The organism is Chitinophagaceae bacterium, from assembly GCA_016717285.1.
Lineage (GTDB): Bacteria > Bacteroidota > Bacteroidia > Chitinophagales > UBA10324 > JACCZZ01.
Genome location: JADKFU010000005.1, coordinates 2,170,353 through 2,196,083 on the forward strand (window position 1 = coordinate 2,170,353; position 25,731 = coordinate 2,196,083).

Below are 25,731 nucleotides of genomic sequence, written 5' to 3' on the forward strand. Positions count from 1 at the left end.
TCACCTTCTTCGTAGGGAGAATACTTATCTTGTTTCGTCAATAATTCTCAATTCTCAATTCTCAATTCTCAATTCTCAATTCTCAATTCTCAATTCCCGATTTATCCGTCCAAACATCCAACTCTGCTCAAACGCCACTTCCCACTTATCATCGAGATCTTTTTTAGAAGTAACCGCATTGTTGAACACGATAGTTTCCGGTTGGATGGTGCCTTCATCAAAGAGCTGTTGAAGGTTTTGCATGGAAGCAACGTGAATTTCATCGGCTTTTTTCCACGCAATGAGTAAGCGGTTAAAGAGTTGCACGCTGTATTCCTTTTCTATTGCCTGGATAAAATGCACAGATTTATCAATGGAACAACCGCTCGCTCCTGCTTCCGTTTCATCCACCATCAATACAATAAACCGGTTGTAACGAACCTCCCCTGCTGCTTTCAGATTGTTGCCATGGGCAGACCATTCTTTGCAAAAATGTTTTATCGCGATGCTGATATCACTCGCTTCCACATCGGTAAAAGCACGGTTGCCCAGGTAAATCCAGACTCTTGATTGTTCATGAAAATTTTGCATCGGGGGGAATTTTTTAATGCTATTAGCCGACAAAGATACAACGGCAGCAATTCAGAATGACAGGCAAAATCTTCTGCCGGTATGTAGCCTGGGAAGTAAGGTTACTGCAAATGAATTGTCAAAAAATCATGGGTTGATTATTAAGTAAAAATATTCCCGTCCCATATTAAGGGGACAAAGCGGATCAACGATTTCTTATTTGCGTATCTTTCTCAAAATAATACGTAGAAGATGTTTCAGGTAATTTCAGATGCTGTTTTGAAACTCCGGCTTTTTATAATTGTTTTTTTTAACCCATTGAAAAAATGCTGTTTAATAATCGGGATGCTATGCGGACTCGATAGTTGTCCCGTTTTTGCCCAGCAATGGAATTTGGTGGGTCAGCCTTTCAGCGATACAGGCGTCAGTGGATTATTTTTCATCAATACCGACACGGGTTATGCTGTAAGCTCCTCCGGAAAAATCGCAATAACAACAGATGGTGGTGTTAGCTGGAATATTCAACAGAGTTTAACTGAAGTAACGCTCTACGATATTTTCTTTCTTAACGATCAGGACGGATATGTGTGCGGCAACAATGGAAAATTGTTATCTACTCATGATGGGGGAAACACCTGGGATGATATCAGTTTGAATTTTAATGGAGATCTCTACTGCATTTACTTCCTCGATGAGAACAAGGGATTCATTGGCGCATCCAGTGGCATAATTTACCGGACCATTAACGGAGGTGTTACATGGGATACTATTTCTACCAACACATCCGACATCCATAGGATCAGCTTCATTGGCGATCAGGTTAGTTTTGCTGTTACTGCTTCTGGAAATTACACTTCAGGTTACGTCATTAAAACAACAGACGGCTGGAATACCTGGTCAGTTGTGTATTTCAATGAACCTGTGGGGCTGTTGGGACTTGCATTTCCAAACAAGGATGTAATTGTTGCTGCGGGAAGCTATCGCACCATCATCTCCTCTGTTGATGGAGGAGTGAACTGGAATACAGTCATCCAGGATCCTATCGGAACATCCGGTTCTCCGCTCTTCTTATGCGGTTATGCCGCTTCCGACCACGAAGCTTATATGGCAAATAATCTATCGGGAATTTACTCGACTCCCGACAATGCTTTAACCTGGGATTCAGTCTTTGTGGGTTGCTGTAACATCACTTCCCTTTTCTTTCCAAAACCGTATATGGGCTTCTTCGGAAATGGAGAAGGACAGATTTATAAACTATGTAAAAAACCTGCACCTGCTGCTTTTATCAATGGTCCTTCTGTCGCTTGTACCGGTTCCATGCAAATTTATTCTTCCAACACCATTGATGGAGCAGCATCTTACGTTTGGACTGTGCCACCCGGAGCTGTATTTCAAACCATCAATGACACTACTATACAAGTCACATTCGGAACCGCATCAGGCAAGATAAGTTTCCATGCAATAAATGAATGCGGGACTGGAGCAACATCAGTGTTACTGATTGATGTAAATGTCTGCTTAACTCCGCTTACTGAAATAATTAACCCACATCCGGGAGATGCAAATTATTTCACGTATGCAGATACGATTGGTATTTATCAGGGTGATGCCGGATGCAACTACAATAATTATTCTTTCACTGAACTACAGGATTCTGCCAGTTACAGCGACAACTTTTTACCACTTGATTCAACGTATCAATACGCTGCACAATTCCCTGAAGCAACTGTTGCCATCAAAAAGGACGATGTGTATGCCTTCTACCAATGCAACAGCAGTCATTGGGCAATTGTCGGTTATGCGTCAGAGGATTATGTGCTGCATTATCCGCAACCACTTCCGATTTTTACTTATCCTATGAATTGTGATGAAAGCATTCTGAATACTTCAAATGTTATTTATACCAATGGTGGAATAGAAACGCGCCGCGCAGCTAAGATTGCTACGCACTACGATGGTTATGGCATATTGTTTACTCCACCTTTTTCTTTTGGAGTGAATGTGATCCGCATGCATGAAGTGGAAACATATGTTGATTCTGCATTTCTTGGAAGCACCTTTCTTGCTGCCTATACTTCCGTATATGACAACTATTTCTTTTTCAGGGATTCCAATGATGGCAATCTCCTGCTGCTTTTTCATGATTTTAATTTTGATGATGGCACCAGCACCTTTTCGAGCCGGTATATCAGTTACAGCAATTTCCCGGTAGGAATTACAGAAGCTATTCCGGATAAAAGTAATTGGCTGGTAGCCGCTGACTATAATTCGCGGGCACTTTTCGTTTCGTCATTATCAGTAAACGCGCCCGGCACTCTTTTTCAGTTCGTTGACCTGACAGGAAGAGTGATCATGCAAAACGATGCGGAATCATTTTCAATCGGGAACGGTAAGTATCTTGTTCCTTTCCCGGAATCATCAGCGGGATTACTTGTTTTCAAAATTACAGAACAACATCATTCTTCCACTTTCAAAATATTACAATGGCGGTAAAAAGCGCTGAGAAAAAACCTAACTACCTCGTAGTAGGAATAAGTTTCTTATTCATACTTATTGCTGTTGCCATCACCGTCTTCGTGAAGTGTCCCTCTGAAGTGGTTATTTATGTGCTGCGTGTGCTGCTGGCAATCGGAGCTACAGGAATCCTGACGCTCATTGGGCCAACCATAAAAATTGAAAACACATTTGTGAAAGCATCAGGAGCCATTGCCTTTGGCGTACTCATCTATGTGATCAATCCACCTAAGTTATTTGGTGTGGAAACCTGCCCTGACATACAGGACTACTTTGCCGGAAATATTTTTGTAGGCGGTAAACCCGTCAGTGAAGCGCAGGTGGATCTTATCGGTGGTGATCAACAAGGAAAAAAAACAAACACTATCGGTGCTTTTGCTCAATTCATCATTTCTAAAAAGAACAGACCGGATTCTTTAAAGTTGCGCATTCAATATTCCCGGGAAAATTCTCTACAGCCCATTGATACCGTGTTGAGTTTTAAGACCAGTGAAGTACTGAACAGGAATATCGACATCCTGCTTATTGCCAAACTTAAGCCGCAGACATTTGCAGGTTATGTCTGGGATGAACAAGGAAGGGGAATTTCGGGAGTGAAAGTTACCGCTGAAGGAGTTACTGCAGTTACGGATGATGGCGGTTATTTCAAGCTGGAATCATTTTCCAAGGAAAGCACTCTTTCAGTAAATTTCAGTAAAGAACATTACCATTCTTCTACGCTGCCGCTGAATTTTCCGAACAACAATATTTCCGTCACCCTAAGACGTGATCATCCATGAAAATTGTTTTTACCATCTGTCTTTTAATCATGTGCAGCAACGTTAGCGCGCAAACGACGCTGACTGTGATTGTGCAGGATGAGAATACAAAAAAAATAATACCGGTGGAAGTCACTTTCAAATGCAAATCGAAACCCTTCCAGCTTTCCTTTAATGCTGATCACAAAGAAGCCAATCTCAGCGAATATGAAATTGTTCCCAATGATTTCCTGTATGATCTCACCATCACGCCGACCAGTAAAACTGATAAAAGCAAATACCTTTCTTATCCTTCCATGGATAAGTTTCCGGTAAGAACACGTAACGAGGACAACATCATACCCATTCAACTTACACCTGCTACTGTACTTACTGCGAAAAACACAATTTACATCAGGGGACTGGTGCAATCAACAGATTCAACGTTCCTGAAAGATGTCACTGTTTTTCTTTCGGAAAAATCATCCATCACTGCCACCTCTGATGCATTTGGTTATTACAAATTGAAAATACCGCTGAGTGCGCTGCCTGCAGGTTATTCTTCTGTAAGAGTTTCATTTTCCAGTGGCAGGTACTTCGACAAAGTAAAGACCGTAACATTAGACAAAAAAATATTTGACTATCCTGTGAATGCAGTAATGCAGAAAAAAAGTACGCTTGATACCATATCTGGAAAGGTGGAAATTCCTGCGGGATATAAAAGCACGATCAGTTATTCCGTGATGTGGAAGGATCAACTCTTGCAACAACTCGAAACAGATTCTGATGGGAAATTTACATTTACCATCGACACTTTGGATCGAAGCACAGACAGCTACCAACTGCTTTTTTCAGCGTACGAACTCAACAGCCAAAACGCAACCTTTCAACCTGCAACTACGGAAGGAATCATACCTGTTACACTTACCTGGAACGAGTTTTTCACCGCACGCGGACCACATACCATTTCTGTAGGAGCATTGTTCTGGCCACAGGAATATTTTTTTACAGCAGGATATTATTTTCATCCCGGGTGGTTGAAAAACCGGTTTGCATTTGGTGCAAATGCCGGAGTAGCATTGCTGCGCAGGAAGGTGAAAGAGTATCCTGTTCTTGATGGTTCACTGGAAGCAACGCGGACAGATACTTTTACATCCGTGCTGTTCGGAATTCGCGGCAGGTATTTCTGGTATCCATACAATTTACGATCGAGGGTAAATCCATACTGCGAACTCGCCTTTCAGCTTGCACCTTCCGTTTTGCTTTGGCAGCCATCTTTAGGTGGCGGCGTGATCTGGAATGTTACTCCATTGATTGCCATTGATGGTAGTTTAAGACTGGCGTACAACCATTACAATTATGTGCAGACATTTGATTACTTCGGCGATGCACACACAGAGACATCTCCTGATCATGCCTGGAAAGTATATGCACAGATACAATTACTCTTTTTTATTCCAAAATAATTTATCCATGAAGAAGTATGCTATTTTCCTGATGGTGTTGTTTTTATACAGCTGTGGCAAAGCAGATGAAAATGCGGACAATCAATTGGGAGCAGGCAATTTCATTCATAATACCTACCTGATAGAAGTTCCGCAATACTATTACTACTATATAGAAAATGATTCCAGCTCTGATAAAATAGAAATCTTCGGCGACACTAAGGTTTTCACTTTCCTCCCTCCTGCCTGTGATGATGGTTGCCCGCCTGAAAAATTTTATGAAGACTTTTCGCAGCTATTCGAAATACAATGGAAGGATCCAAAAGTAAAATACCAGGCCGTTGGAGTTTTTACCCATCCTATTGCCGGCAGCTTTGCAAATGGTAATTCAATAGGAAACAGCGAAGACATGGTATGGACCTGGCACACCGGCATGAAGCAGGATGGAAAAGTCGGTACTGTGCGTTTTGGTGATGGCAGAAGTGTACACAATGGCGTGATTGATTATGATTCCGCTCCTGAGTTGCTCGAGTTCAACAAGCTGTATTACCTGGGCATCTGGGCCTGGGATGATGGTGGAACCAATTTGGAATTCACCAGCAATGAGATCCGGATGAAGATTGTGATACCTTAATGCAATGCGATTTCACTGACTATTTAAGACGCATTTTGGATACGATCACTTTTCTTCCTTCTTTACCGTTGGCTGAATCAACCATCAGAAATATTCCAGGGCAACACATTAATGCGGAAGGCATTCTAACGACTCTTTTCTTTTAATAACACTTCAGCTTAAGATCTCCATTGTTCCGCTAACTCTATTACTATGTAGCTCCGGGAGCTGATAATCAAACGCTGATCATTTTAAAAATCATCTTGAGAGCAACTTAATAAAGTTAGTACCGCCTAACGCTCTTATTCATAATTACCACAAAAAAGGCAGTCCCAATTTTTTTACAATTTGGGGAATCCAATACTCATCTGCTCCGTGTATTACATTTCCGTCCCATGGTTTTTCTCGCAATCAATCCTGTAAAAAGAAAACAAACCCTGTCGATCTGCTTTTGTTTTGCTAAGCGTTACAATACCTTGAATAGTTATTCTTAGAGTTTGTAGTTCACCCCATCTGCTCTCCATTATAGTCTACAATTAACGGCATGATATTCCGGAATAACGGGACTTAATTAAGAAATAAAAAAGCTCAGCCTTGTAATTCTGCCGCTTAATCCAAAGAATATTTTCGATACAAATAAATAAGCAGGTGCCGGAAATTATTTGAAACCTATGCTGCAATTATTCAGGCGGATATTTTAATTAATGGAAATTGTATGCTTACCTCCACAACTGCATCCTTTTACTCAGGGCTTAGCGGCTTGCAATTAAATATTCCTAAATATTTATATCCCGAGCCGTTTCAGAATGTCAGCAGGCTCACCTATTACGCTTCGCTCTTCAACAGTATTGAAATAAACAGTTCCTTTTATAAAATTCCGCAACAAGCAACTGTATTGAAATGGGCTACTTCTGTTAATGACGATTTCAGGTTTACTTTTAAATTATACAAGGAGATTACCCACAACAAGGAATTAAATTATAATAAAGAATTGCTTGTCCGGTTTTTTGAATCTATCAACGCCGTTAAAGAAAAATGTGGCTGCCTGCTTATTCAGTTTCCCCCAAGTGCTGGAAAAGAATTTTTCTCTAAATTGAATAACCTGTTAAGTGATATTCAGGAAATAAAAGAGCTTGATTGGAAAATTGCGGTAGAGTTTAGAAATAAATCATGGTACAATGAAGCAACTTATAATCTATTAAGCATTTTTAATGCGGCCTTGGTTATACACGACATTCCCAAATCAGCAACGCCAATGACTAATATTGAAACTGATTTTATATACATCAGATTTCATGGTCCCACCGGGAATTACCGAGACAGTTATTCCGAAGATTTTTTGCGCGAATACACCGCCTATGTTGATGAATGGCTGGAAGAAGGAAAAACTGTGTTTATGTATTTTAATAATACGATCGGAGATGCTTTAAACAATTTAAAAACGATCAATAGTTTTCATCAAAATGAAAAGGAGATTATAAAATAAACCTATGGCACTAGCAAAATATAAACAGAAAAGAAATTTTAAAGAAAGTCCGGAACCCGTTGGAGGAAAACCTGACAGCAATAAATTACGCTTTGTTGTTCAAAAGCATGATGCTACAAATTTACACTACGATTTCAGGTTAGAGATGGAAGGCGTATTGAAAAGCTGGGCTGTGCCTAAAGGTCCGTCCACAGACCCTGCTGTGAAACGACTGGCCATGATGGTGGAAGATCATCCTTATGATTACAGAAACTTTGAAGGCATTATTCCAAGCGGTTATGGCGCAGGTACGGTAATAGTTTGGGATGAAGGGTTTTATGAACCTGCCGATGCCGATGGAAAAGATAAAAAAACACAGGACAAAGAATTAAGGAAAGGAATTTATTCCGGCAAGCTCCATTTCGTTTTACATGGGAAAAAGTTAAAAGGTGAATATGCACTTGTTAAAACACATGGGAGAGGTGAAAATTCCTGGCTTCTTTTTAAAGTAAAAGATCAATTTGTTTCCAAGGAAGACATCACGCTTAAGGACAAATCCGTAATCTCCAAAAAAACACTGGCACAGGTTGAGAAAACCTCCAGTAATTTTTATGGTGCTAAAAGGGTGAAAGAAACAACTTCCAAAAGCAAGAAAGAAAAAGAGCTGAATAAACGAGAGGATGTTAAAGCTGCCTCTAAAAGAAACCGCCTGGAAAAGGGGAAAAAAAATGCTGAATCAAAAATAATAACGAAGGGTACTACTGCCAAATTTCCTGTCACGCTTTCTCCTATGCTTGCCACGCTTGTTGACAAACCGTTTGACGATGAAGCTTGGCAGTTTGAAGTGAAGTGGGACGGATACAGAACAATTGCCTTCTGCAATAAAAATAAAGTAGCATTGAAATCCCGCAACGACAAGTCGTTCGACGAAAAATTTTACCCGGTTTATAAGGCAGTACAGGATTGGAATATAAATGCTGTGCTCGATGGTGAAGTGGTGGTGTTGGATGAAAATGGCAAATCCAATTTCGGAGCCTTGCAAAATTGGCGAAGCGAAGCTGACGGAGCCATTTATTTTTATGTGTTTGACATTTTATGGTTAGATGGAAAAAGCCTGCTACAAATTCCATTGTCAGAGCGCAGGGATCTTCTAAGACAAATAATTCCCCAAAATAATATTATAAGACTGAGTGAAAACTTTGAAGTTGGTGGCATCGAATTTTTTGAAACCACAAAAAAAATGGGGCTTGAAGGCATTATTGCTAAAAAATCCGATAGCAAATATAGCCCGGGCATTCGCTCCAGAGAATGGCTGAAAATCAAAGCCAATAAAAGGCAGGAAATGGTTATTGGCGGTTACACCATAAATGATGCTACTTCAAAATCATTCAGCTCACTTCTGCTGGGAGTTTTTGAGAAAGGGAAATTAATTTATACCGGCAAAGTAGGCACTGGCTTTAATGATAAGCAGCAAAAAGAAATGCTTAAACAATTTAAGCCCTTTATTACCAAATCACCTCCATTTACAGAATTACCCGACATCAACAAACCTTCACGCTTTCGTCCCAACCCGCCGCATGCTATTGCTGTCTGGATGAAACCCGGATTAGTGTGCGAAGTGAGCTATACTGAAATGACTACTGATGGAATTATGAGACATCCTTCTTTTGAAGCAATGCGCATTGATAAAAAGGCCAGCGATGTAACGCGTGAATCAGCAGCAGCTACAAAAGATATTGTTCCGAATAAAAAAAGCAAGTCAACAAAAATATTGAGCCCTACAGGAAAAAAGGAAAGGAAAACATTCTTAAACCCAACGGATGAAACACAGGTTCGTGAAATAAATGGCCACGAAATAAAATTCACTAACCTCAATAAGATCTACTGGCCCAAAGAAAAAATCACCAAACGTGATATGCTGAATTACTATTACCAGGTGGCCCCATTCATATTACCTTATTTAAAAGACAGGCCGCAATCTATGAACCGCCATCCAAATGGCATCACGGGTGAAAGTTTTTATTTCAAGGATGTAACAGGTACGGCGCCTGAATGGATTGAGACTTTTCAATATAAAAGTGATGCAGACAACAGAGTAAGAAATTACCTGGTTGCTAAAGATGAGGCCAGTCTGCTTTATATGGCCACTTTAGGTTGTATAGAAATGAATCCCTGGCACAGCAGAATTGAAGCAGAAGATTATCCTGATTGGTGCATTATTGATCTGGATCCTGCAGAGAATACTTTTAATCAGGTAATTGAAGCCGCAAATATCACGAACGCTATTTTAAAAGATATGGGCGTAACCGCCTATCCCAAAACCAGTGGTTCCACCGGCATCCATATTTATATTCCTCTTGGCGCAAAATATACCTATGAACAGTCAAAAGAATTTGCACGTGTAATTGCAACATTAGTGCAACGTGAAATTCCAAAATACAGCAGCATTGAGCGGATGGTAAAAGCAAGAAAAGGTAAAATGTATATAGATTTTTTACAGAATCGTCCGCAGGCCACTATTGCTGCTCCATATTCTTTGCGGCCTAAACCCGGTGCCACCGTATCAATGCCTTTACATTGGGAAGAAGTTAAGAAAGGCTTGAAAATGATTGACTTTACCATTCACAATGCTCTCGACAGAATAAAAAATGAAGGTGATATTTTCAAACCTGTTTTAGGGAAAGGCATTAATCTGGAAAAAGTGATTAAAAAATTTAAATAAAAAATATCATGCCCTACTAAAGCGAATCACAGCGCAAATATTTCCATGCGAACAAAAACAAATTAGAAAAACAAGGCGTGGATGTTAAAGAATGGGATAAAGAAAGTAAAGGATTGAAACTGCCCAAAAAGGTAAAACGGAAAAAATGAAATCAAAACTTAAGCGCTTTGGAATAGTATTAAAAACTGCTTTCAAAAAATGGTGGGCAAAAGACCCTTTCAAAGAAAGTGCGGTCATTGCCTACTATGCAATTTTTTCATTGCCCGGTTTACTGGTAGTGATCGTGACCATCGCAGGATATTTTTTCGGTGCCGAAGCAATCAACAAACAGATGAGTACACAGCTCAGTGCTGTTTTTGGTGCTGACAGTGCGCAACAAATTCTTGATATGATCAGTGCTGCCCGCGAATCAAAAAATACAGTTTGGGCAACTGCAATTGGAGTCATCACCATTTTAATCGGCGCAACCGGTGTGTTTGCACAATTTCAAAAATCATTAAATATCATCTGGGAAGTAAAAACCGATCCATCCAAATCAGGAATATGGAGTTTAGTGAGAGTTCGAATATTTTCATTTGGATTGATACTGGCCATTGCATTTATACTGATGGTTTCACTCATGATCACCACTCTTTTAATAGCTATGGGTGATTGGATTTCCGGACACTTCTCTGATTCCTTTCTTGTAATCATTCAAATTATAAATTTTATCGTTTCACGTCTCATCATCGCGCTGCTTTTTGCATTAATGTTTAAATTTTTTCCGGACGCAAAAATAAAATGGCGACATGTATGGCTGGGTTCTGTCGTTACCGCTCTATTATTTCTATTGGGCATGTATATGCTTTCCATTTATTTCGCGAAAGCTGACCCTGGTGGTGAATATGGCGCTGCCGGCACTATCATATTAATTTTATTGTGGGTTTCCTATTCATCCATGATTGTTTTTTACGGTGCAGAATTTACACATGCTTATGCAGAACTAAATGATGGTTATATACCACCTGATAAGAATGCAATAAAAAAGGAAGGGCGAAAAGCATAAATTACTAAGTAAAAAACGTTCCCTCCTCTTCAACAATGCATGAAGATTTATTTACTGCTAAGAATAATAAAAATTCAAAAATAGCCATGCAATGCCAGAAGGTCCATCCATTGTAATTCTAAAAGAAGCAGTGCAGTCATTCACCGGCAAGAAAGTTATTGCAGCAACCGGCAACAGCCGTATTGAACAGTCTCGTTTAATAGACCAAAAAATAATCGCTTTCAAAAGCTGGGGAAAACATTTCCTGATATGTTTCAAAACGTTTTCAGTACGCATTCATCTATTAATGTTTGGAAGTTACCAGCTCAATGAAAAGAAGCCTGGTAAACCTGTACGTTTAAATTTAACTTTTAAGAAGGGTGAAATAAATTTCTATTCCTGCGCCATAAAATATTTAGAAGGCGATGTGAACACACACTATGATTGGAGCTCAGATGTTATGAACCCAAACTGGGATCCTAAAAAAGCGAAAGGCAAACTAAAAAATCAAGCTGAGCTACTTGTTTGTGATGCCCTCCTGGAACAGGATATTTTTGCAGGAGTAGGCAACATAATTAAAAATGAAGTTTTATACCGTGTCCGGGTACATCCTGAATCCATTGTAAATAAACTTCCTGCTTACAAGCTTAAAAAATTACTTGATGAAGTCAGCATTTATAGCTTTCAATTTTTAGAATGGAAAAAAAAATATGAATTAAAGAAACACTGGCTGGTGTATGCCAAAAAAAAATGCGTGAGATGCAATTATCCAATTATTAAAAAATACACCGGCTTAAAAAAGCGAAGGAGCTTTATCTGTACTAATTGCCAGGTACTATATGATTAACTGAATATTAAAAACCAGGTTGGTGAATATATTATAAAGCTCCTTCGCTGATTACCATTGTGTTCCACAAACAGATTATCTGATAACTTTGGTTACATTGTCCTGGAATGGAATAACACATTTACACATTAAGCTTTTAAAAAAACAGGATGAATAAGAACGGAGCAATAATTGTTGTTGAAGATGACACAGATGACCAGGAAATGTTTACAGCAGTATTTAAAGAGCTCAACTATAAGAATCAAATTGTTTTCTTTAACGACGGACAAGAAGCACTTACCTTTTTAACAGCAAAAAGCACAGAGCCTTTCATTGTTTTTTCAGACATTAATATGCCAAAGTTGAATGGTATGGAGCTAAGGATGCAAATCCACGAAAATGAAGATATCCGCTTAAAAACTATCCCATACCTTTTCTTTACCACAAGTGCTGCACAGGAAGACGTGGTTGCTGCTTACTCAAAATCCATTCAAGGATTCTTTGTGAAACCCTCAAATTTTCAGGATTTAAAAAGCCTGATAAAAATAATAGTTGAGTATTGGCAAAACTGTGTTTCACCAAACTATGTCAAGTAATTTTGAAACTGTTGACACTTCCTCAATTGCGGAAAAATTGCACCGATCATCTTTTTAGATAATCCAATCCTTCGCATGCATGAGCGCTTATTATTATAAGGGAAACGCAAGCTATTTATGCCGGGCTATCGATTTCTAAATTGTCATGTCAAACTAACAACAGTATGATTTTTCTTTGCGAGATTTGTATAGCAACAAAATCAATTTCTAAAGTCTTTTTAAAAAATAAATGATAAAAGGAGGTGGATTTTTATGAGAAAAATAATCGTCTCATCAATGATTCGCTGAAACTAATTTGTTAAAAAATCTCCCTGCTTGCAAGCATGATCTCTTGGCAGACTTCAAACCGAAGATTATATTTTAACAACAATACAATGCATTCCTCATGACCCACCCAAAAGACAAGCAAATTTTTGAAGGTGAAATAGCAACTTATTGGTTTGATGATGGAATTCTGATTTCTCTTTCTAAGAATCCTAAGCGTACAGTAGAAAATATAACAAATAATGTTGCTTTGATAAAACAAATCACAAATAACAAGCGAGTACCGTTATTAATTTACTTGTCGAATTCCCCGGTTCCAGACAAAGAGACTCGAAAGTTTGCAGCAGAACAGGTAGCAGTTATTTACTCAGCAATGGCAATGGTTTCAAAACCAGGACTGGCAAAATTTATAATGAATATATTGTTCATGTTGAAACCTTCACCCATCCCGATGAAAAGCTTTACAGATGATACAACAGCTAAAGAATGGATTAAGCAATATCTATAGCGTTTACTTTTCTTACGTTTCGATGAAACAAAATCTTCATCTTAACCAATCAACAATTGAAAGACTTTCGACAATGTTCCTATTATATACTTTGCTTCCTTTTCTCTTCCATTTTTCCGCTTGTACTGATTCTTCTTTCAGTTCTGACTCAAAACTTAGGGATTATGATTTAATGGCACCTGCCAAAATCATGATTTTGCCTGATACGCTGCGCGAAGTCTCAGGAGCTACTGAAATCAACAACACAACCATTGCCTGTATCCAGGATGAAAATGGTATCCTGTTCATATACGATGTATTGCATAACAACATTAAGCGTCAGTATAACTTTCATGTTGATGGCGATTATGAAGGAATAGCACGCGTAGGAAAAACAATTTATATTTTGCGAAGTGATGGAACCCTTTTTGAAATATCAGATTATGAAACAGCGAATTTTGCATTAGTAACTTATAACACCGGCATTCCAGCCGACAATGAAGGTTTATGTTATGATGCGGATAACAACCGTTTACTGATTGCATGCAAGAGTAAACTGGAAAAAGGTGCAGCGTATAAAGATAAAAGGGTGATTTACGGATTTGATTTAAGCACAAAAAAATTGATCAGCGAACCGGTTTTCACCTTCGATCTTGTAACTATTAAACAATTTGCGCAGGAAAAGAAATTAAACCTTCCGGAACAAAACAAAACGAATGGGACTGATGCTGTTCTTAAATTTTCGCCATCAGCCATAGCCATACATCCATTCTCAAAAAAACTCTATTTACTTTCGGCTGCCGGATACATGCTATTCATTTTTGACATGCAAGGCAAATTAGAACACATAGAACAATTGAATCCTGAAATATTTAATAAAGCGGAAGGAATTACATTCTTCAGCAATGGTGATATGCTGATTACAAATGAGGGTCAGGATCAGAAACCGACCTTGCTCCTGTTCAGTTACCGGAATTAATATTTAAATCTCTTTATCCTATTGCTTCACCATCCTGCATACCGAAGCTTTGCTTCCTTTCCAATCTCTTGTATTATGGTGATTCGATTTTGAACTCATAACCGTGTCGGTCTCCTGGAAAATTAACATTCACAAAGTATCTGTTATTGTCCAAATCAACCCTCTATATTGTCAATATTGCACCCTTCCGTTACCATAATGCGATATTACTTTTGTCATCAGTTAAATCATTCAGGATGAATCCTAACCTTGATAAAATAAAACAAATCCGCCTTTTCCTGTTGAAAGAAATTGAACAGCTAACTGTTGAGCAGCTTAACAAAATTCCAGAAGGCTTCAATAACAACATTATTTGGAACCTGGCTCATTTAGTTGCTTCCATGCAGTCATTGTGTTACATAAGAGCTGATTTACCACTTGCTATCCATGATAAATACGTGTCTCCTTACTTAACAAATACAAAGCCTTTGCAATTTTTGAGCGCAAAAGAAATTGAGGATATCAAGAGTTATTTGATTGCTACCATAGATATTTTACAAACCGACCTGGACAAAGGTATTTTCAATAATTACACGCCATCTCCAAACGTATTTAAATGGTATAAAATAAACTTAAACACCATTGATGACGCATTAGCGTTTTTACTTTATCATGATGGGTATCATACAGGCAGCATTATGGCTTTGAAACGTTTAGTAAACAACAATTAAAATAAAATGGAAAATGGAAAAAGAAACTAAAAATTACGCATACGAATTTGTATCTGCTGAAACGCCACAAACCATTTTTAAAACCTTACTGAATCCCCGCAAATGGTGGATAGGTTTGTATGGAGAAGATATCAAAGGGAGCAGCGTGAATCTCAACGACGAGTTTACATTCAATGCAGGTGATGGAGTGCATTATTCCAAACAGCGATTAATTGAAATGGAACCTGACAAGAAGATTGTTTGGCAGGTGACAGAAAGCAATCTTTCCTTCGCGAAAAAAACGGATGAGTGGACCAGTACGAAAATCAGCTTTGAAATTTCGAAACATGGGGACAAAAATAAAATCACCTTTATGCACCACGGACTAGTTCCAAAATTTGAATGCTACAATAATTGCGCAGGTGCGTGGACGCAGTATTTGGACAACCTTGCTGAGAAAATGAAATAAATGAAGGAATCGCTCACAAAATAGCATTTAGTAATTGCGCTCTTATGCCAGGTAAACCGTTATGGTTTTCTTTGAATACGGATGATAATCATGCACACGGGCATTTTCCCCAAGAGTTCAGTTGTACATTCTCTTCGCAAGTGATTTTGCTATTTCTTCAGAGTATAAAATAACCCATTGGTACTATATTCATTATGAAATGCTATGAATAATTGTTGACTACAGTATTCATAATAACTATTTGTGTAGTTTTAAGAGGGTGATTTTTTCCGGAGATTACCCTTTCATTCTAAAACTTCATTTATGACGCAAGCGTTACCAGAAACCAATTGGCAATTACGCCGAACTGAAATGAAAAATTGGTTTTACGTCGTCCTGCTTATTTCTTTCACTTTCAGTTGTAAACAATCTGAAAAACAAACTGAACGAAACGCATCAGTTAAACCTGCGGATGCAACATCAAATAAATATTCAGGATGCTGCACCTCAAAAACTACCGACAAAGATTGGTATGCTTCCCGAAAAAAAGCACCCAAATTCACGGGCCTGGACGGTATCAACTTTGTCATCACCACAAACTACAAAGAAGCACAGGAGTATTTCAATCAGGGCATGATGCTTTCATATGGATTCAATCATGCCGAAGCAGCACGTTCCTTTTATGAAGCAACTAGAATTGATTCCACATGCGCCATGTGTTTTTGGGGATATGCTTATGTGTTAGGTCCAAACTACAATGGAGGCATGGAAGAGGATAATTTTGAACGGGCATTCGTTGCAGCACAAAAAGCATTGACTCTTTCCGCCGATTGTACAGAAAAGGAAAAGTACCTGATTGACGCATTGGCGTTTCGTTATTCAGAAAAACCTCCAGAAGACCGTAAACCACTTGACATTGCTTATAACACCGCGATGAAGAAGGTATATGATAGATTTTCTTCTGACCCCGATGTTGGTGCGCTCTACGCTGAATCGCTGATGGATTTGCATCCCTGGGATTTATATGAAAAGAAAACCAAGAAACCAAAAGCATGGACTCCGGAACTGCTTTCCGTATTAGAACATCTGATGGAAATAAATCCGTCTCATCCCGGTGCCCATCATTTTTATATACATGCAGTAGAGGCTTCTGCAACTCCTGAAAAAGGACTTCCGAGTGCAAAGTTTTTTGAAACACAGGTGCCCGGTTCAGGACACCTGGTTCACATGCCTTCACACATTTATATCAACACCGGAAATTACCACCTCGCTTCGCTGGCAAATATCAATGCCATAAAAGTAGATAGCAACTATTTTACCACTTGCCACGCACAGGGCGCGTATCCATTAGCCTACTTTCCGCACAACTATCATTTCCTGGCCGCAACAGCAACCTTAGAAGGAAATTCAAAACTTGCATGGAGTGCAGCGAAAGAAGTTCAGCTCAATACAGCCGCAGATATTATGTCACAACCCGGCTGGGGAACATTGCAACATTACTACACCATTCCTTACTATGTAGCGATAAAATTCGGAATGTGGGATACGATATTGAATATTCCGTTGCCGGAAGAGCAATTAATTTATCCGCGTGCTGTTTTGCACTATGCAAGAGGAATGGCTTATCTTGGAAAGAAAAACATACCTCAGGCTCAGAAAGAATTGGCAATCCTGGAAAAACTATCGGAGGATTCCGTTCTGAAGACAATTACCATTTGGGATATAAATACAACTTACGAGTTGATGCAAATTGCTGTTAAAGTTTTATCTGCAGAAATATATCAGCAACAGAAAAATTATACAAAATCAATCCAGTTATTAAATGAAGCTGTTGCACTTGAAGACCAATTGAATTACAATGAACCACCTGATTGGTTTTTCTCCATCCGTCATCATTTGGGAGCCGTTTTACTTAAAGCCGGAAAATTTCCGGAAGCCGAAAAAATATACCTGGAAGACCTTTCAACATGGCGGGAAAACGGATGGGCTTTAATAGGACTGTATAACTCATTTGAGATGCAAAACAAAAATTCCGATGCGGCAGAAATTAAAATAAGGTTCGACAAAGCATGGAAATTTGCGGATAAGCCAATTAATTCGTCCTCTAGTTTGTGATACCTTTTTAATATGTTGATTTACTTATAAATCCTTCACCTGTCCCACTCTGAAAACAAATAACAAACTCACGGAATCAATCCGGAGTAAAATAGTTTGAAACGCAAGGCCTACGCTGCAATCTTATGGCATATTACAACCATCAAACTTTCTACCTTTAGGAAACATTTCTTGAAAGTTTGATGAGAAGGAAAATCAGATATTACCGGAGACTTTGGCTTAAACACGACTTACCGGCAGGACTTTCAGTTTTTCTTGTCGCGCTTCCACTTTGTCTGGGAATCGCACTTGCATCAGGTGCGCCTCTTTACGCAGGACTCCTCTCTGGCATCATTGGCGGACTTGTAGTATCCATTATCAGCGGTTCACAACTTGCAGTGTCCGGACCTGCTGCAGGTTTAACAACTATTGTTGCAGCCTCTATCATTTCATTGGGCGATTACAAACTTTTTTTTACTTGCAGTAATTGTTGCCGGCCTGTTTCAACTCCTACTGGGAATTCTGAAACTTGGCGTAGTCGCAAATTATTTTCCTTCGTCAGTTATTAAAGGAATGCTGGCAGCTATAGGAATCATTCTTATTTCTAAACAAATTCCGCTGGCAGTAGGTTATGACCAACCGGATTTCTGGTCGAGTGGCTTTTCAAAATTATTTTCAGCGCAAAACTTTTTAGGAAATTTTGAAAACTTCAATCACCACATCACACGCGGAGCAATTCTTATCACGTTGCTTTCCTTATTTGTTCTTATTGTTTTGCAACTTCCGTCTGCAAAAAAACTGAAAGTAATCCCCGCACCTTTATTAGTGGTAGTAATCGGAATCATCACAAACATGCTTTTTACAAACGCCGCATCAGGTTTCTCCCTCAGGCAGACGCAACTTGTAAATATTCCAACCAATGTTTTTGCAAGCATTTCCTTACCCGACATTTCCAAAATATTTTCATCAACGGAGATTTGGAAAGATGGTGTTGTTATTGGCCTGCTGGCAACTTTAGAAACATTGCTTTGCGTGGAGGCAGTTGACAAATTAGACAGACACAACCGCATCACACCTGTAAATCGTGAACTGATTGCACAAGGTATCGGTAATATGACTTGTGGACTTTTAGGAGCAATTCCAATGACAGCAGTGGTGGTTAGAGGTTCAGCAAATGTTGATGCGGGTGCAAGAACAAAGCTTTCCGCATTCACGCACGGACTTTTTCTTTTGCTTGCCGTTCTACTTGTTCCTCATCTGCTAAATAAAATTCCTTATGCTTCCCTCTCAGCAATTCTTCTTATCACCGGTTACAACCTGACAAAACCCAAACTCTACCGGAATATTTTTTCTTTAGGCTGGAAACAGTTTCTTCCCTTTTCAATTACGATCATAGCTATTCTTTCAACCGACCTGCTTATTGGCGTAAGCATCGGCCTATTAATTTCTGTTTATTACATAGTTCGGAATAATTTTAAAGCAGAATATAAAATCACCACTACTCAACGACACGAAACTGAAGTGAATGTGATTAAACTCAACAGCAATGTCACCTTCTTAAATAAAGTAAACCTTCGAAAAGCATTGGACCAAATTCCGGAATACAGCGTGTTGACGATTGACGGCAGTGAATGTAATTTCATTGACTACGATATTTTAGAAATAATAAGTGAATACAGCAACAAGGCACATGACAGACACATTGAGTTGCATCTTGAAGGAATTGAAAAAGTAAGCGTAACAGCAGTGCATTGACAATTGAATGCACAACTTCTAGCAATATTGTGCTGCCAAGGAAGAACAATTTCTTATGGAGATAATTTAACTGCAGACGGAGTGACAAAATCAGCACGAACAATACTGATTTAAGTCTTAACCATTAATTTGTTTACAACATTAAAAATCCCTGCTTATCACACTTGCACTTGCAGCATCATTCGGACTTGGTTTCGCTTTCAGTCATTTAAGTGCTCACAAACCAAACGACCACTCTAAAATGAAAAGAGTTACAAGCATTGGCGGAATCTTCTTTAAATGCAACGACCCAAAAAAAATGAACGAATGGTATAACACACACCTCGGCTTTAACACTAACCAATACGGAACCGTATTTGAATGGCGGCAAGCCGGTGATTCCACTAAAAAAGGATATACCAATTGGAATCCTTTTAAAGAAACTACTAAATACTTTGAGCCCTCAACAAAGGACTTCATGATAAATTACAGGGTAGAAAACCTGGAAGCACTTCTTGAAGAACTGAAAAAAGAAGGAGTAACAGTTCTTGATACAATAGAAGCTGTTGATTACGGAAAGTTTGCTCACATCATGGATATAGAAGGAAACAAAATCCAACTATGGGAACCCAACGACATTGAATATGAAAAACTCGGTATTCAAATGGGTAGCAAAACAACAAAATGAAATTTTACCGGAAACACTCCTCCTTTCACAGGCATAAAGTGTCAGTAAATATGTGTGCATACAACGTATGAAAAAAGTTAGCGCTACCATTAGCCGTATAACCATCTATCCAATAAAATCATTGGATGGCCTTCCATTGCAAAATGCTCAAATAACTGAAGGAGGTTGTCTTTTACATGACAGGGAATACGCTATTTGTGATGCGGAAGGCCAATTTATTACCGGCAAATCGAATGCACTGGTTCATAGTTTACGTTCAACAGTTGATTTTGAAAATCAAGTAGTCTCCTTTCGTCAACAGGGGGAAAACACCTGGCAAATTTTCCATTTGGTAAAAGATAAATCAGCAATAGAAGATTATTTATCAGTGCATTTTCATACTGCTGTTAACTTTCTTCAAAATAATTCGGGACGATTTCTGGACATTCCCGATGTGAGTGGCTTAACTATTCTATCTACGGAAAGTCTGCAGGCAATTTCCGGATGGTATGATGGTATGACTTTAGAAGAAGCAAGAAAACGCTTTCGGGCAACTTTGGAAATAGAGGGAGTTCCCGCCTTCTGGGAAGATCATTTGTTTTCTTCTCCGGGAAGAGCCATTGAATACAAAGCAGGTGAAGTAACTTTATTTGGAATGAGTCCCAGGGCAAGATGTATAGTGCCTTCCAGAAACCCCGAGACCGGAGAAATCATTCATGCCTTTCCAAAAATTTTTGCAAGACATCGGGCTGAATCATTACCTGAATTTTCAAAGTTAAAAGAATACGGTCATCATTATCATTTAACAGTCAACTGCTATGTTCCTGACACTGAGGTTGGAAAATGGATTACTGTTGGTGATACGATTGAAACTATCGGAGAAAAAATTTTCTATTGAACACAAGTTGGTTTTAATCGCAACAGTTGAAGACATGTGTGACATTATACATGGCTCAGGAAATGACCAATAACAAAATTAAAATCGGCGACATGACTAATACATTTTATAAAATGAACATTTACTTGTCACTATATGCTTTAATATGCATCACTGCGTGCAATGGACAAAATACTGCTAAAATTACTGATGATCCTGCATCGATTCCGGTTGTAACCGGAAGCATTGGTGAAACTGTTTCAGAGCTTGATAAAAGTATTTGGATTGTTTTTCAGGATACGAATAACAACTACTGGTTTGGAAGTGATGGTCAAGGTGTGTATCGTTATGATGGTAAAACAATCATCCATTTTAGCAGTAAAGATGGCTTGTGTAACAATCGCGTGAGGGAAATATTGGAGGACCCATCAGGCAATATTTTCATCGGCACACTGGATGGAATCAGCAAATTTGACGGACAAAAATTTACCACGTTGATTCCAATTGAATCCACTGAATGGAAATCAGCACCCACCGATTTGTGGTTTAAAGGGAACTATGATCAAAACGGACCTTACCGGTATGATGGTAAGTTGCTGTATCATTTCAAATTTCCAAAACACTATATGGAAGATGAATTTTATAAAGTCAATCCGAAATCTTCCTTTAGTCCATATGGAATTTATACCATTTACAAAGACAAAAGAGGCAACATCTGGTTTGGAACATCTTGTTTTGGCGCATGCCGCTTTGATGGAAAAACTTTAAGCTGGCTGTATGAAGATCATTTGACAATCGCACCAAATGGTGGCTCTTTTGGAATTCGTTCCATAATTGAAGATAAAGAGGAAAAATTTTGGATCTGTAATACCAGGTATCGCTATGAAATTTATCCCACCGATTCCATAAGTGAGGGATACAGTTTCGTTAATTACCAAGGGAAACCGGTATTGAAGCACATGGTAAAGAAGACCCGATTTATTTCCAGTATATCATCAAGGACAATAAACGAAACTTGTGGATGAGTACTTATACTGATGGCGTTTGGCAATTTGATGGGAAAAACATGAGTCACTTCGCAGTTATGGATGGAACAGAGCCTATTAAAATAGTTTCGATTTACAAAGACCATCAAGACAACCTTTGGTTAGGCACACAGGAAAAAGGCGCTTATAAATTTAACGGTAAAGCGTTTGAAAAATTTATCCCATGAGGCCTCTCTCACAAACTTTCTCCATATTGAAACAGCTCTGCATTATTAACCGCACGCACACGCAAGTCTAAAAAAATTCCCCACCGGTACTAAGATGTACCGGCAGGGAAATGTTATAAGAAGAACCGTGACTTATTTAATTAATTTAAAATGCTGCTAATCCAGCAGCAGCCACCGGAAGATTGCTCTGTGTTCCAATCCAAGCAAGGCCACCAAGTGGTGTGCGTTTGTACTGACCTATAGTATGATCAACGGAATTGAGGCTATAGACATAATAGTTATTGTCTGAAACAACAATATCAATTGGACCACCACCGGTTCCAACTGCAGACACCGCCAGATGCAACGACCCGCTGGTACCTATGTAATAAGAAGAAATTGAATTGCTCGCTGTGTTAGTTATGTATACAAAACGGCCGTATTGGGATGTAGCAACCCAGCAGGGTGCTCCCTCATTGTTTGCAACAGCACCATTAATGTCAGAAAGGTTTCCGGAATTAACTCCTGAATAAGCTGTAGCTGAACCTGCACCAGGTGCGCCACCTGCAGCATTTGATACAACCATAATCTGATCGCGCACAAATTCAAATCCAAATGGAGTTGCACCAACTGATGGTGATGAAGAGCCAGGTGAAGCAACTCCATTGCCATCCACTGCAAAAGTGGTGATCATGTTGGTAGCTTTCTCAGTTACATACAAATAATTTCCGTTGGGAGAAAAGGATACCTGAGCAGCACCGGCTCCAGAAGTACTGAGTTGTTGGTGGGATCCATCAATATACGTCAGCATTCCTTCTGCACTAATGTAAAAACCGGCAATGTTATCGCTACCTGCATTCACCACGTACAATACATTTGCATTTACACTCAGGCTGATTGGACTTTCACCTTCAGAGGCGGCGGTGTGAGCCAACATTAAGGATCCGTCAGCTTCCACCTTGAAAGAAGAAATGGAATTGCTTCCTGCATTAACTGCAAAGAGCCATTTATGAGTATTGTCCAAAATTACAGCTCCTTGTGAACCCAGACCTGCTCCGGTTCCTGTTCCACCTGAAGCTACAGTTCCCATCGGTGTAAGTAAGCCGGAAGGCGCTTGCATAAAAATGAGAATTTCATTCTGCAATGAATCGTTGCTTTCGGTATAAACGTAACCTCCGTCCGGACCAAGTTTTGAACTTTGATCCAGGTTAAATATCTGCTCATCAGGATTCAGCCCCTTTTCAGAAATCAGGTCACTGTTTGACGACACGGGTGAGGTCGATGGAATTACGGAATCAAGATTCTTTTGACATGCCGTAAATGTGATGGCCGTTGCTGCGAAAAGCAAAACGGCAAAAAGATTTTTCTTCTGCATTTTTTTTTGATTTAGTTGTGAGTGAAATAATTTGGTAACAAAGCTTTCAACCGGTTCAGTAAATCACCGGTATAAGAAGTCACATTCTATTTGAATGAACTTCTACTAACATTGTCGGGAAACAGAAAACAATGGTTGTGTTTCTGTGTGAAAAAAATTTATCTCACCATCATAATTTGTAAAAAACAATCTTGATTTTTGAGATACTAAAAACGAAGAGTGGCTCCTATTTTTAATCCAATAGTATATGGATAAGAGTTAACAGCCATGTCATGGTTGATGGAAGTGATGGCAGTTTTAAAGACGGGCTCAAGAAAAATTCCTGCATCGCGGTAAACTTTATATTCAATTCCTGCACCTACGAGCAAACTGTAATTTATTTGTTTTAGTCCATCAATATTATTGATGATCGTTACTTCCTCATCATTAATACGCATGGTGGCTTTTTCCTGCAACAGGAAATTTACCGACAATCCTGTATTGGCATAAAAGGTGAACTTATTTTTCGTAGTCTGAAACCGGAGCAGCAGCGGCACTTCAAGATACTTAAGTGATTGGTTGCAAACAGAAGTCATCTCCAGACTATCCTCTTCGTTTAGTGGCTGATTTTTTTCCAGCGGCATTTGTATTACGCCACTTGACGTAGGATACAAATAATGCATTTCCTTACTTTCATTGTATCCGGTGTGCATCACTGGAAGTGTGATTGCATAATTTGTAATTGAATAGTGAATGCCTGAAGCAACACTCCATCGTGTTGAAATTTTATAATCCAGTAGAAAGCCGCTAAAAAAAGAATATTGCTCTTTTTCGCGATTGTTGTACATCGCGGCATCATCAAAACCGTCGGCAGTATTATCTTTTAAATTCTGGAAGGAAAGTGAGGGTGCATAGAAGGCTGCAATGGAAAGCCTGCTTACTTTCTTGCCCCAGACAGCCGGAGTGCTATCTGATTCTGCTGACATGGAAGGTACAACAGCAGTCGTTGCATTTGCGGAATCCAGACTATCCTTGTCAACTACTGCGAAAACAAGTTGATTTGTTTCCGTTTCGAGTGCAGAATCATTTTGACGACTTCCCCATTCATTATTATTCAAAGGATGTATAATCGATTCGCTTTGGATCAGCTCATTTTTTGTAACAGGTTTGTCCACTTCAGTTGTAACTGACATCACGCCAGTTGGAACAGGATTGTGTTTTAAATTTTCCGCAAGGCTTTGTTCATTCGCTGATAAGAGCAACTCTCGATTATTCGGATTGTTTGTGCCTGATACCTGATTAGCAATCGCATCCTCATTCCCTTTATCTTTCGCTATGGGTATATTTTCAACAGCGCGGGTTGATTTCACTATATCATTTTTATTAGCAGACGTTTCAGTTGCATTACCATGAATATTTGTTTTTTCAATTGCTGCTACAGATGATGGTGCATCGAGAGTTGAACGGGATATATAATGGCAGGTAATGAAAGAGCAAAGAAAAAGGGCAAGGCAGGCAGACAACAGCTTATAGCGGGTTGCCCGTTGCTTGTACAAAGCTGCCTGCTTCTTATCCAGTTCAGCATCCAAGCGGCTCCAGGTATGTTCACCTGCTTCCAACCTGAAATCCTTCAGGATAGTACGCGTTACCTTTTCAATATCTCTGTTTTCTTCCATATTCACTGCCCACTGCTTGCAGGCGGTTATTGTTTTTATTTATCAGTTTCCGCAGAATCGACTTTGCTTCATAAAGGTTGGATTTTGAAGTACCTTCAGAGATACCAAGACCGGCTGCAATTTCTTTGTGTTTCATCCCTCCATCACATAAAGATTGAAAACCATTTGGTATGCAGGCGGTAATTTTTGTATCAGGGTTATCAATTCAGCCGCTTCAATCTTGTCGAGGATGTCATCACTAAAATAGTGATGGGACACCTCCGAAGTATCTTCCATATTTACAATAAAGGAAAGATGCTTTCCCTTCCTGTACTTTTCAATAGCCGTATTCACCATTATTGTCCTGATCCAACCCTCGAGCGTGCCTTTCTTCGCAAAACTGGCTATGTTGTCAAATACTTTCATAAAGCCTTCATGAAAAGTATCTTCTGCTTCTTCCCTGCTTTTCGAATATTGATAACAAACGGCAAACATTTTCGACTGATACTTCTCATAAAGTCGGTTCTGAGCCTGACGATCCCAGTTTATGCACCCTGTAATCAATATATCTTCACTCTCTTCAGTCAAATTAAAGATCTTTTTTTAATAGGGAGTGTAAATTCTTTCAAATGGTTGTGTTCGCCAACACGCCCTTTACGCTTACAGTTCACTAATGGGTTTTGACACATTATTGCAGGAATTCATTAACAAGTTAGGAGACTAAAAAATAAACAATAGTTACTAAGACCATTTTCCTTGTAATAAGCTAAGATTAAAATTTCAATAAATCGTCCTAAAAT

General features: G+C 39.1%; 23 protein-coding genes and 1 pseudogene. 20 read left to right on the plus strand and 4 right to left on the minus strand.

Annotated elements, in window-relative coordinates:
• Positions 1-75: 75 nt before the first annotated feature.
• The gene (locus tag IPO83_18555) at positions 76-570 is read right to left on the minus strand and encodes an ABC transporter ATPase (GenBank protein MBK9733258.1); all 495 of its coding nucleotides are present in this window, start codon (positions 568-570) and stop codon (positions 76-78) included.
• Between the two features lie 231 nt (positions 571-801).
• Between IPO83_18555 and IPO83_18560 the strand changes: the two genes are divergently transcribed.
• The 20 genes from IPO83_18560 (at position 802) to IPO83_18655 (ending at position 21,943) form a co-directional block, all read left to right on the plus strand.
• Positions 802-3,042, plus strand: a complete 2,241-nt coding sequence (locus tag IPO83_18560; protein ID MBK9733259.1) for a hypothetical protein — start codon at positions 802-804, stop codon at positions 3,040-3,042.
• Positions 3,033-3,842 (plus strand): hypothetical protein, encoded by an 810-nt coding sequence (locus IPO83_18565; protein MBK9733260.1) that lies wholly within the window; start codon positions 3,033-3,035, stop codon positions 3,840-3,842. Before IPO83_18560 ends, IPO83_18565 begins: the two co-directional genes overlap by 10 nt.
• A 29-nt stretch (positions 3,843-3,871) precedes the next feature.
• Positions 3,872-5,266 (plus strand): hypothetical protein, encoded by a 1,395-nt coding sequence (locus IPO83_18570; GenBank protein MBK9733261.1) that lies wholly within the window; start codon positions 3,872-3,874, stop codon positions 5,264-5,266.
• A 7-nt stretch (positions 5,267-5,273) separates the two neighbouring features.
• On the plus strand, positions 5,274-5,879 hold the full coding sequence (locus IPO83_18575) for a hypothetical protein (protein ID MBK9733262.1): 606 nt from the start codon (positions 5,274-5,276) through the stop codon (positions 5,877-5,879).
• Positions 5,880-6,573: 694 nt separating this feature from the next.
• Complete coding sequence (locus tag IPO83_18580) at positions 6,574-7,344, plus strand: DUF72 domain-containing protein (protein MBK9733263.1); 771 nt, start codon at positions 6,574-6,576, stop codon at positions 7,342-7,344.
• Positions 7,345-7,348: 4 nt separating this feature from the next.
• Positions 7,349-10,045 (plus strand): DNA ligase D, encoded by a 2,697-nt coding sequence (ligD, locus tag IPO83_18585; protein MBK9733264.1) that lies wholly within the window; start codon positions 7,349-7,351, stop codon positions 10,043-10,045.
• Between the two features lie 145 nt (positions 10,046-10,190).
• The gene (locus IPO83_18590) at positions 10,191-11,090 is read left to right on the plus strand and encodes a YihY/virulence factor BrkB family protein (GenBank protein MBK9733265.1); all 900 of its coding nucleotides are present in this window, start codon (positions 10,191-10,193) and stop codon (positions 11,088-11,090) included.
• Between the two features lie 91 nt (positions 11,091-11,181).
• Positions 11,182-11,916, plus strand: coding sequence for an endonuclease (locus IPO83_18595; GenBank protein ID MBK9733266.1), 735 nt, complete (start codon positions 11,182-11,184; stop codon positions 11,914-11,916).
• Between the two features lie 149 nt (positions 11,917-12,065).
• Positions 12,066-12,491: a response regulator gene (locus IPO83_18600; GenBank protein ID MBK9733267.1), complete on the plus strand. Its 426-nt coding sequence runs from the start codon at positions 12,066-12,068 to the stop codon at positions 12,489-12,491.
• A 385-nt stretch (positions 12,492-12,876) separates the two neighbouring features.
• Positions 12,877-13,263 carry an STAS/SEC14 domain-containing protein gene (locus tag IPO83_18605; protein MBK9733268.1) on the plus strand — a complete coding sequence of 129 codons (387 nt, stop codon included), beginning with the start codon at positions 12,877-12,879 and terminating at the stop codon, positions 13,261-13,263.
• A complete protein-coding gene (locus IPO83_18610; protein MBK9733269.1) occupies positions 13,223-14,221 on the plus strand; it encodes a hypothetical protein in 999 nt (332 codons plus the stop codon). Before IPO83_18605 ends, IPO83_18610 begins: the two co-directional genes overlap by 41 nt.
• Positions 14,222-14,457: 236 nt before the next feature.
• On the plus strand, positions 14,458-14,931 hold the full coding sequence (locus IPO83_18615; protein MBK9733270.1) for a DinB family protein: 474 nt from the start codon (positions 14,458-14,460) through the stop codon (positions 14,929-14,931).
• Positions 14,932-14,944: 13 nt separating this feature from the next.
• Entirely contained in the window at positions 14,945-15,379 is a 435-nt protein-coding gene (locus IPO83_18620) for an SRPBCC domain-containing protein (GenBank protein ID MBK9733271.1), read from the plus strand.
• A 351-nt stretch (positions 15,380-15,730) separates the two neighbouring features.
• Complete coding sequence (locus tag IPO83_18625; GenBank protein MBK9733272.1) at positions 15,731-17,473, plus strand: tetratricopeptide repeat protein; 1,743 nt, start codon at positions 15,731-15,733, stop codon at positions 17,471-17,473.
• Between the two features lie 182 nt (positions 17,474-17,655).
• On the plus strand, positions 17,656-18,021 hold the full coding sequence (locus tag IPO83_18630; protein MBK9733273.1) for a SulP family inorganic anion transporter: 366 nt from the start codon (positions 17,656-17,658) through the stop codon (positions 18,019-18,021).
• A 4-nt stretch (positions 18,022-18,025) separates the two neighbouring features.
• The gene (locus IPO83_18635) at positions 18,026-19,207 is read left to right on the plus strand and encodes a SulP family inorganic anion transporter (protein MBK9733274.1); all 1,182 of its coding nucleotides are present in this window, start codon (positions 18,026-18,028) and stop codon (positions 19,205-19,207) included.
• Positions 19,208-19,448: 241 nt separating this feature from the next.
• Positions 19,449-19,874, plus strand: coding sequence for a VOC family protein (locus IPO83_18640; GenBank protein ID MBK9733275.1), 426 nt, complete (start codon positions 19,449-19,451; stop codon positions 19,872-19,874).
• A 67-nt stretch (positions 19,875-19,941) separates the two neighbouring features.
• Complete coding sequence (locus tag IPO83_18645; protein ID MBK9733276.1) at positions 19,942-20,751, plus strand: MOSC N-terminal beta barrel domain-containing protein; 810 nt, start codon at positions 19,942-19,944, stop codon at positions 20,749-20,751.
• A gap of 92 nt (positions 20,752-20,843) precedes the next feature.
• Complete coding sequence (locus IPO83_18650) at positions 20,844-21,755, plus strand: hypothetical protein (GenBank protein MBK9733277.1); 912 nt, start codon at positions 20,844-20,846, stop codon at positions 21,753-21,755.
• Positions 21,752-21,943 carry a hypothetical protein gene (locus IPO83_18655; GenBank protein ID MBK9733278.1) on the plus strand — a complete coding sequence of 64 codons (192 nt, stop codon included), beginning with the start codon at positions 21,752-21,754 and terminating at the stop codon, positions 21,941-21,943. Before IPO83_18650 ends, IPO83_18655 begins: the two co-directional genes overlap by 4 nt.
• Positions 21,944-22,088: 145 nt before the next feature.
• Here IPO83_18655 and IPO83_18660 read toward each other — a convergent pair whose 3' ends face one another.
• The 3 genes and pseudogenes from IPO83_18660 to IPO83_18670 all read right to left on the minus strand — a co-directional run bounded on the left by IPO83_18660 (position 22,089) and on the right by IPO83_18670 (position 25,426).
• Positions 22,089-23,297, minus strand: a complete 1,209-nt coding sequence (locus IPO83_18660) for a beta-propeller fold lactonase family protein (GenBank protein ID MBK9733279.1) — start codon at positions 23,295-23,297, stop codon at positions 22,089-22,091.
• Between the two features lie 206 nt (positions 23,298-23,503).
• Positions 23,504-24,952 carry a PorT family protein gene (locus IPO83_18665; protein MBK9733280.1) on the minus strand — a complete coding sequence of 483 codons (1,449 nt, stop codon included), beginning with the start codon at positions 24,950-24,952 and terminating at the stop codon, positions 23,504-23,506.
• A pseudogene (locus IPO83_18670) lies at positions 24,930-25,426 on the minus strand (RNA polymerase sigma factor). Before IPO83_18670 ends, IPO83_18665 begins: the two are co-directional and overlap by 23 nt.
• Positions 25,427-25,731 lie beyond the last annotated feature (305 nt).

Bases quoted from the DNA above. Each gene is read 5' to 3' on its own strand.
- IPO83_18610 (MBK9733269.1), top strand. From the start codon at position 13,223: ATGATACAACAGCTAAAGAATGGATTAAGCAATATCTATAGCGTTTAC.
- IPO83_18560 (MBK9733259.1), top strand. From the start codon at position 802: ATGTTTCAGGTAATTTCAGATGCTGTTTTGAAACTCCGGCTTTTTATA.
- IPO83_18620 (MBK9733271.1), top strand. From the start codon at position 14,945: ATGGAAAAAGAAACTAAAAATTACGCATACGAATTTGTATCTGCTGAA.
- IPO83_18600 (MBK9733267.1), top strand. From the start codon at position 12,066: ATGAATAAGAACGGAGCAATAATTGTTGTTGAAGATGACACAGATGAC.
- IPO83_18640 (MBK9733275.1), top strand. From the start codon at position 19,449: ATGAAAAGAGTTACAAGCATTGGCGGAATCTTCTTTAAATGCAACGAC.
- IPO83_18565 (MBK9733260.1), top strand. From the start codon at position 3,033: ATGGCGGTAAAAAGCGCTGAGAAAAAACCTAACTACCTCGTAGTAGGA.
- IPO83_18660 (MBK9733279.1), bottom strand. From the start codon at position 23,297: ATGCAGAAGAAAAATCTTTTTGCCGTTTTGCTTTTCGCAGCAACGGCC.
- ligD (MBK9733264.1), top strand. From the start codon at position 7,349: ATGGCACTAGCAAAATATAAACAGAAAAGAAATTTTAAAGAAAGTCCG.
- IPO83_18580 (MBK9733263.1), top strand. From the start codon at position 6,574: ATGCTTACCTCCACAACTGCATCCTTTTACTCAGGGCTTAGCGGCTTG.
- IPO83_18650 (MBK9733277.1), top strand. From the start codon at position 20,844: ATGACTAATACATTTTATAAAATGAACATTTACTTGTCACTATATGCT.
- IPO83_18595 (MBK9733266.1), top strand. From the start codon at position 11,182: ATGCCAGAAGGTCCATCCATTGTAATTCTAAAAGAAGCAGTGCAGTCA.
- IPO83_18605 (MBK9733268.1), top strand. From the start codon at position 12,877: ATGACCCACCCAAAAGACAAGCAAATTTTTGAAGGTGAAATAGCAACT.
- IPO83_18665 (MBK9733280.1), bottom strand. From the start codon at position 24,952: ATGGAAGAAAACAGAGATATTGAAAAGGTAACGCGTACTATCCTGAAG.
- IPO83_18630 (MBK9733273.1), top strand. From the start codon at position 17,656: ATGAGAAGGAAAATCAGATATTACCGGAGACTTTGGCTTAAACACGAC.
- IPO83_18635 (MBK9733274.1), top strand. From the start codon at position 18,026: ATGCTGGCAGCTATAGGAATCATTCTTATTTCTAAACAAATTCCGCTG.
- IPO83_18625 (MBK9733272.1), top strand. From the start codon at position 15,731: ATGAAAAATTGGTTTTACGTCGTCCTGCTTATTTCTTTCACTTTCAGT.
- IPO83_18570 (MBK9733261.1), top strand. From the start codon at position 3,872: ATGTGCAGCAACGTTAGCGCGCAAACGACGCTGACTGTGATTGTGCAG.
- IPO83_18615 (MBK9733270.1), top strand. From the start codon at position 14,458: ATGAATCCTAACCTTGATAAAATAAAACAAATCCGCCTTTTCCTGTTG.
- IPO83_18555 (MBK9733258.1), bottom strand. From the start codon at position 570: ATGCAAAATTTTCATGAACAATCAAGAGTCTGGATTTACCTGGGCAAC.
- IPO83_18575 (MBK9733262.1), top strand. From the start codon at position 5,274: ATGAAGAAGTATGCTATTTTCCTGATGGTGTTGTTTTTATACAGCTGT.
- IPO83_18645 (MBK9733276.1), top strand. From the start codon at position 19,942: ATGAAAAAAGTTAGCGCTACCATTAGCCGTATAACCATCTATCCAATA.
- IPO83_18655 (MBK9733278.1), top strand. From the start codon at position 21,752: ATGAGTACTTATACTGATGGCGTTTGGCAATTTGATGGGAAAAACATG.
- IPO83_18590 (MBK9733265.1), top strand. From the start codon at position 10,191: ATGAAATCAAAACTTAAGCGCTTTGGAATAGTATTAAAAACTGCTTTC.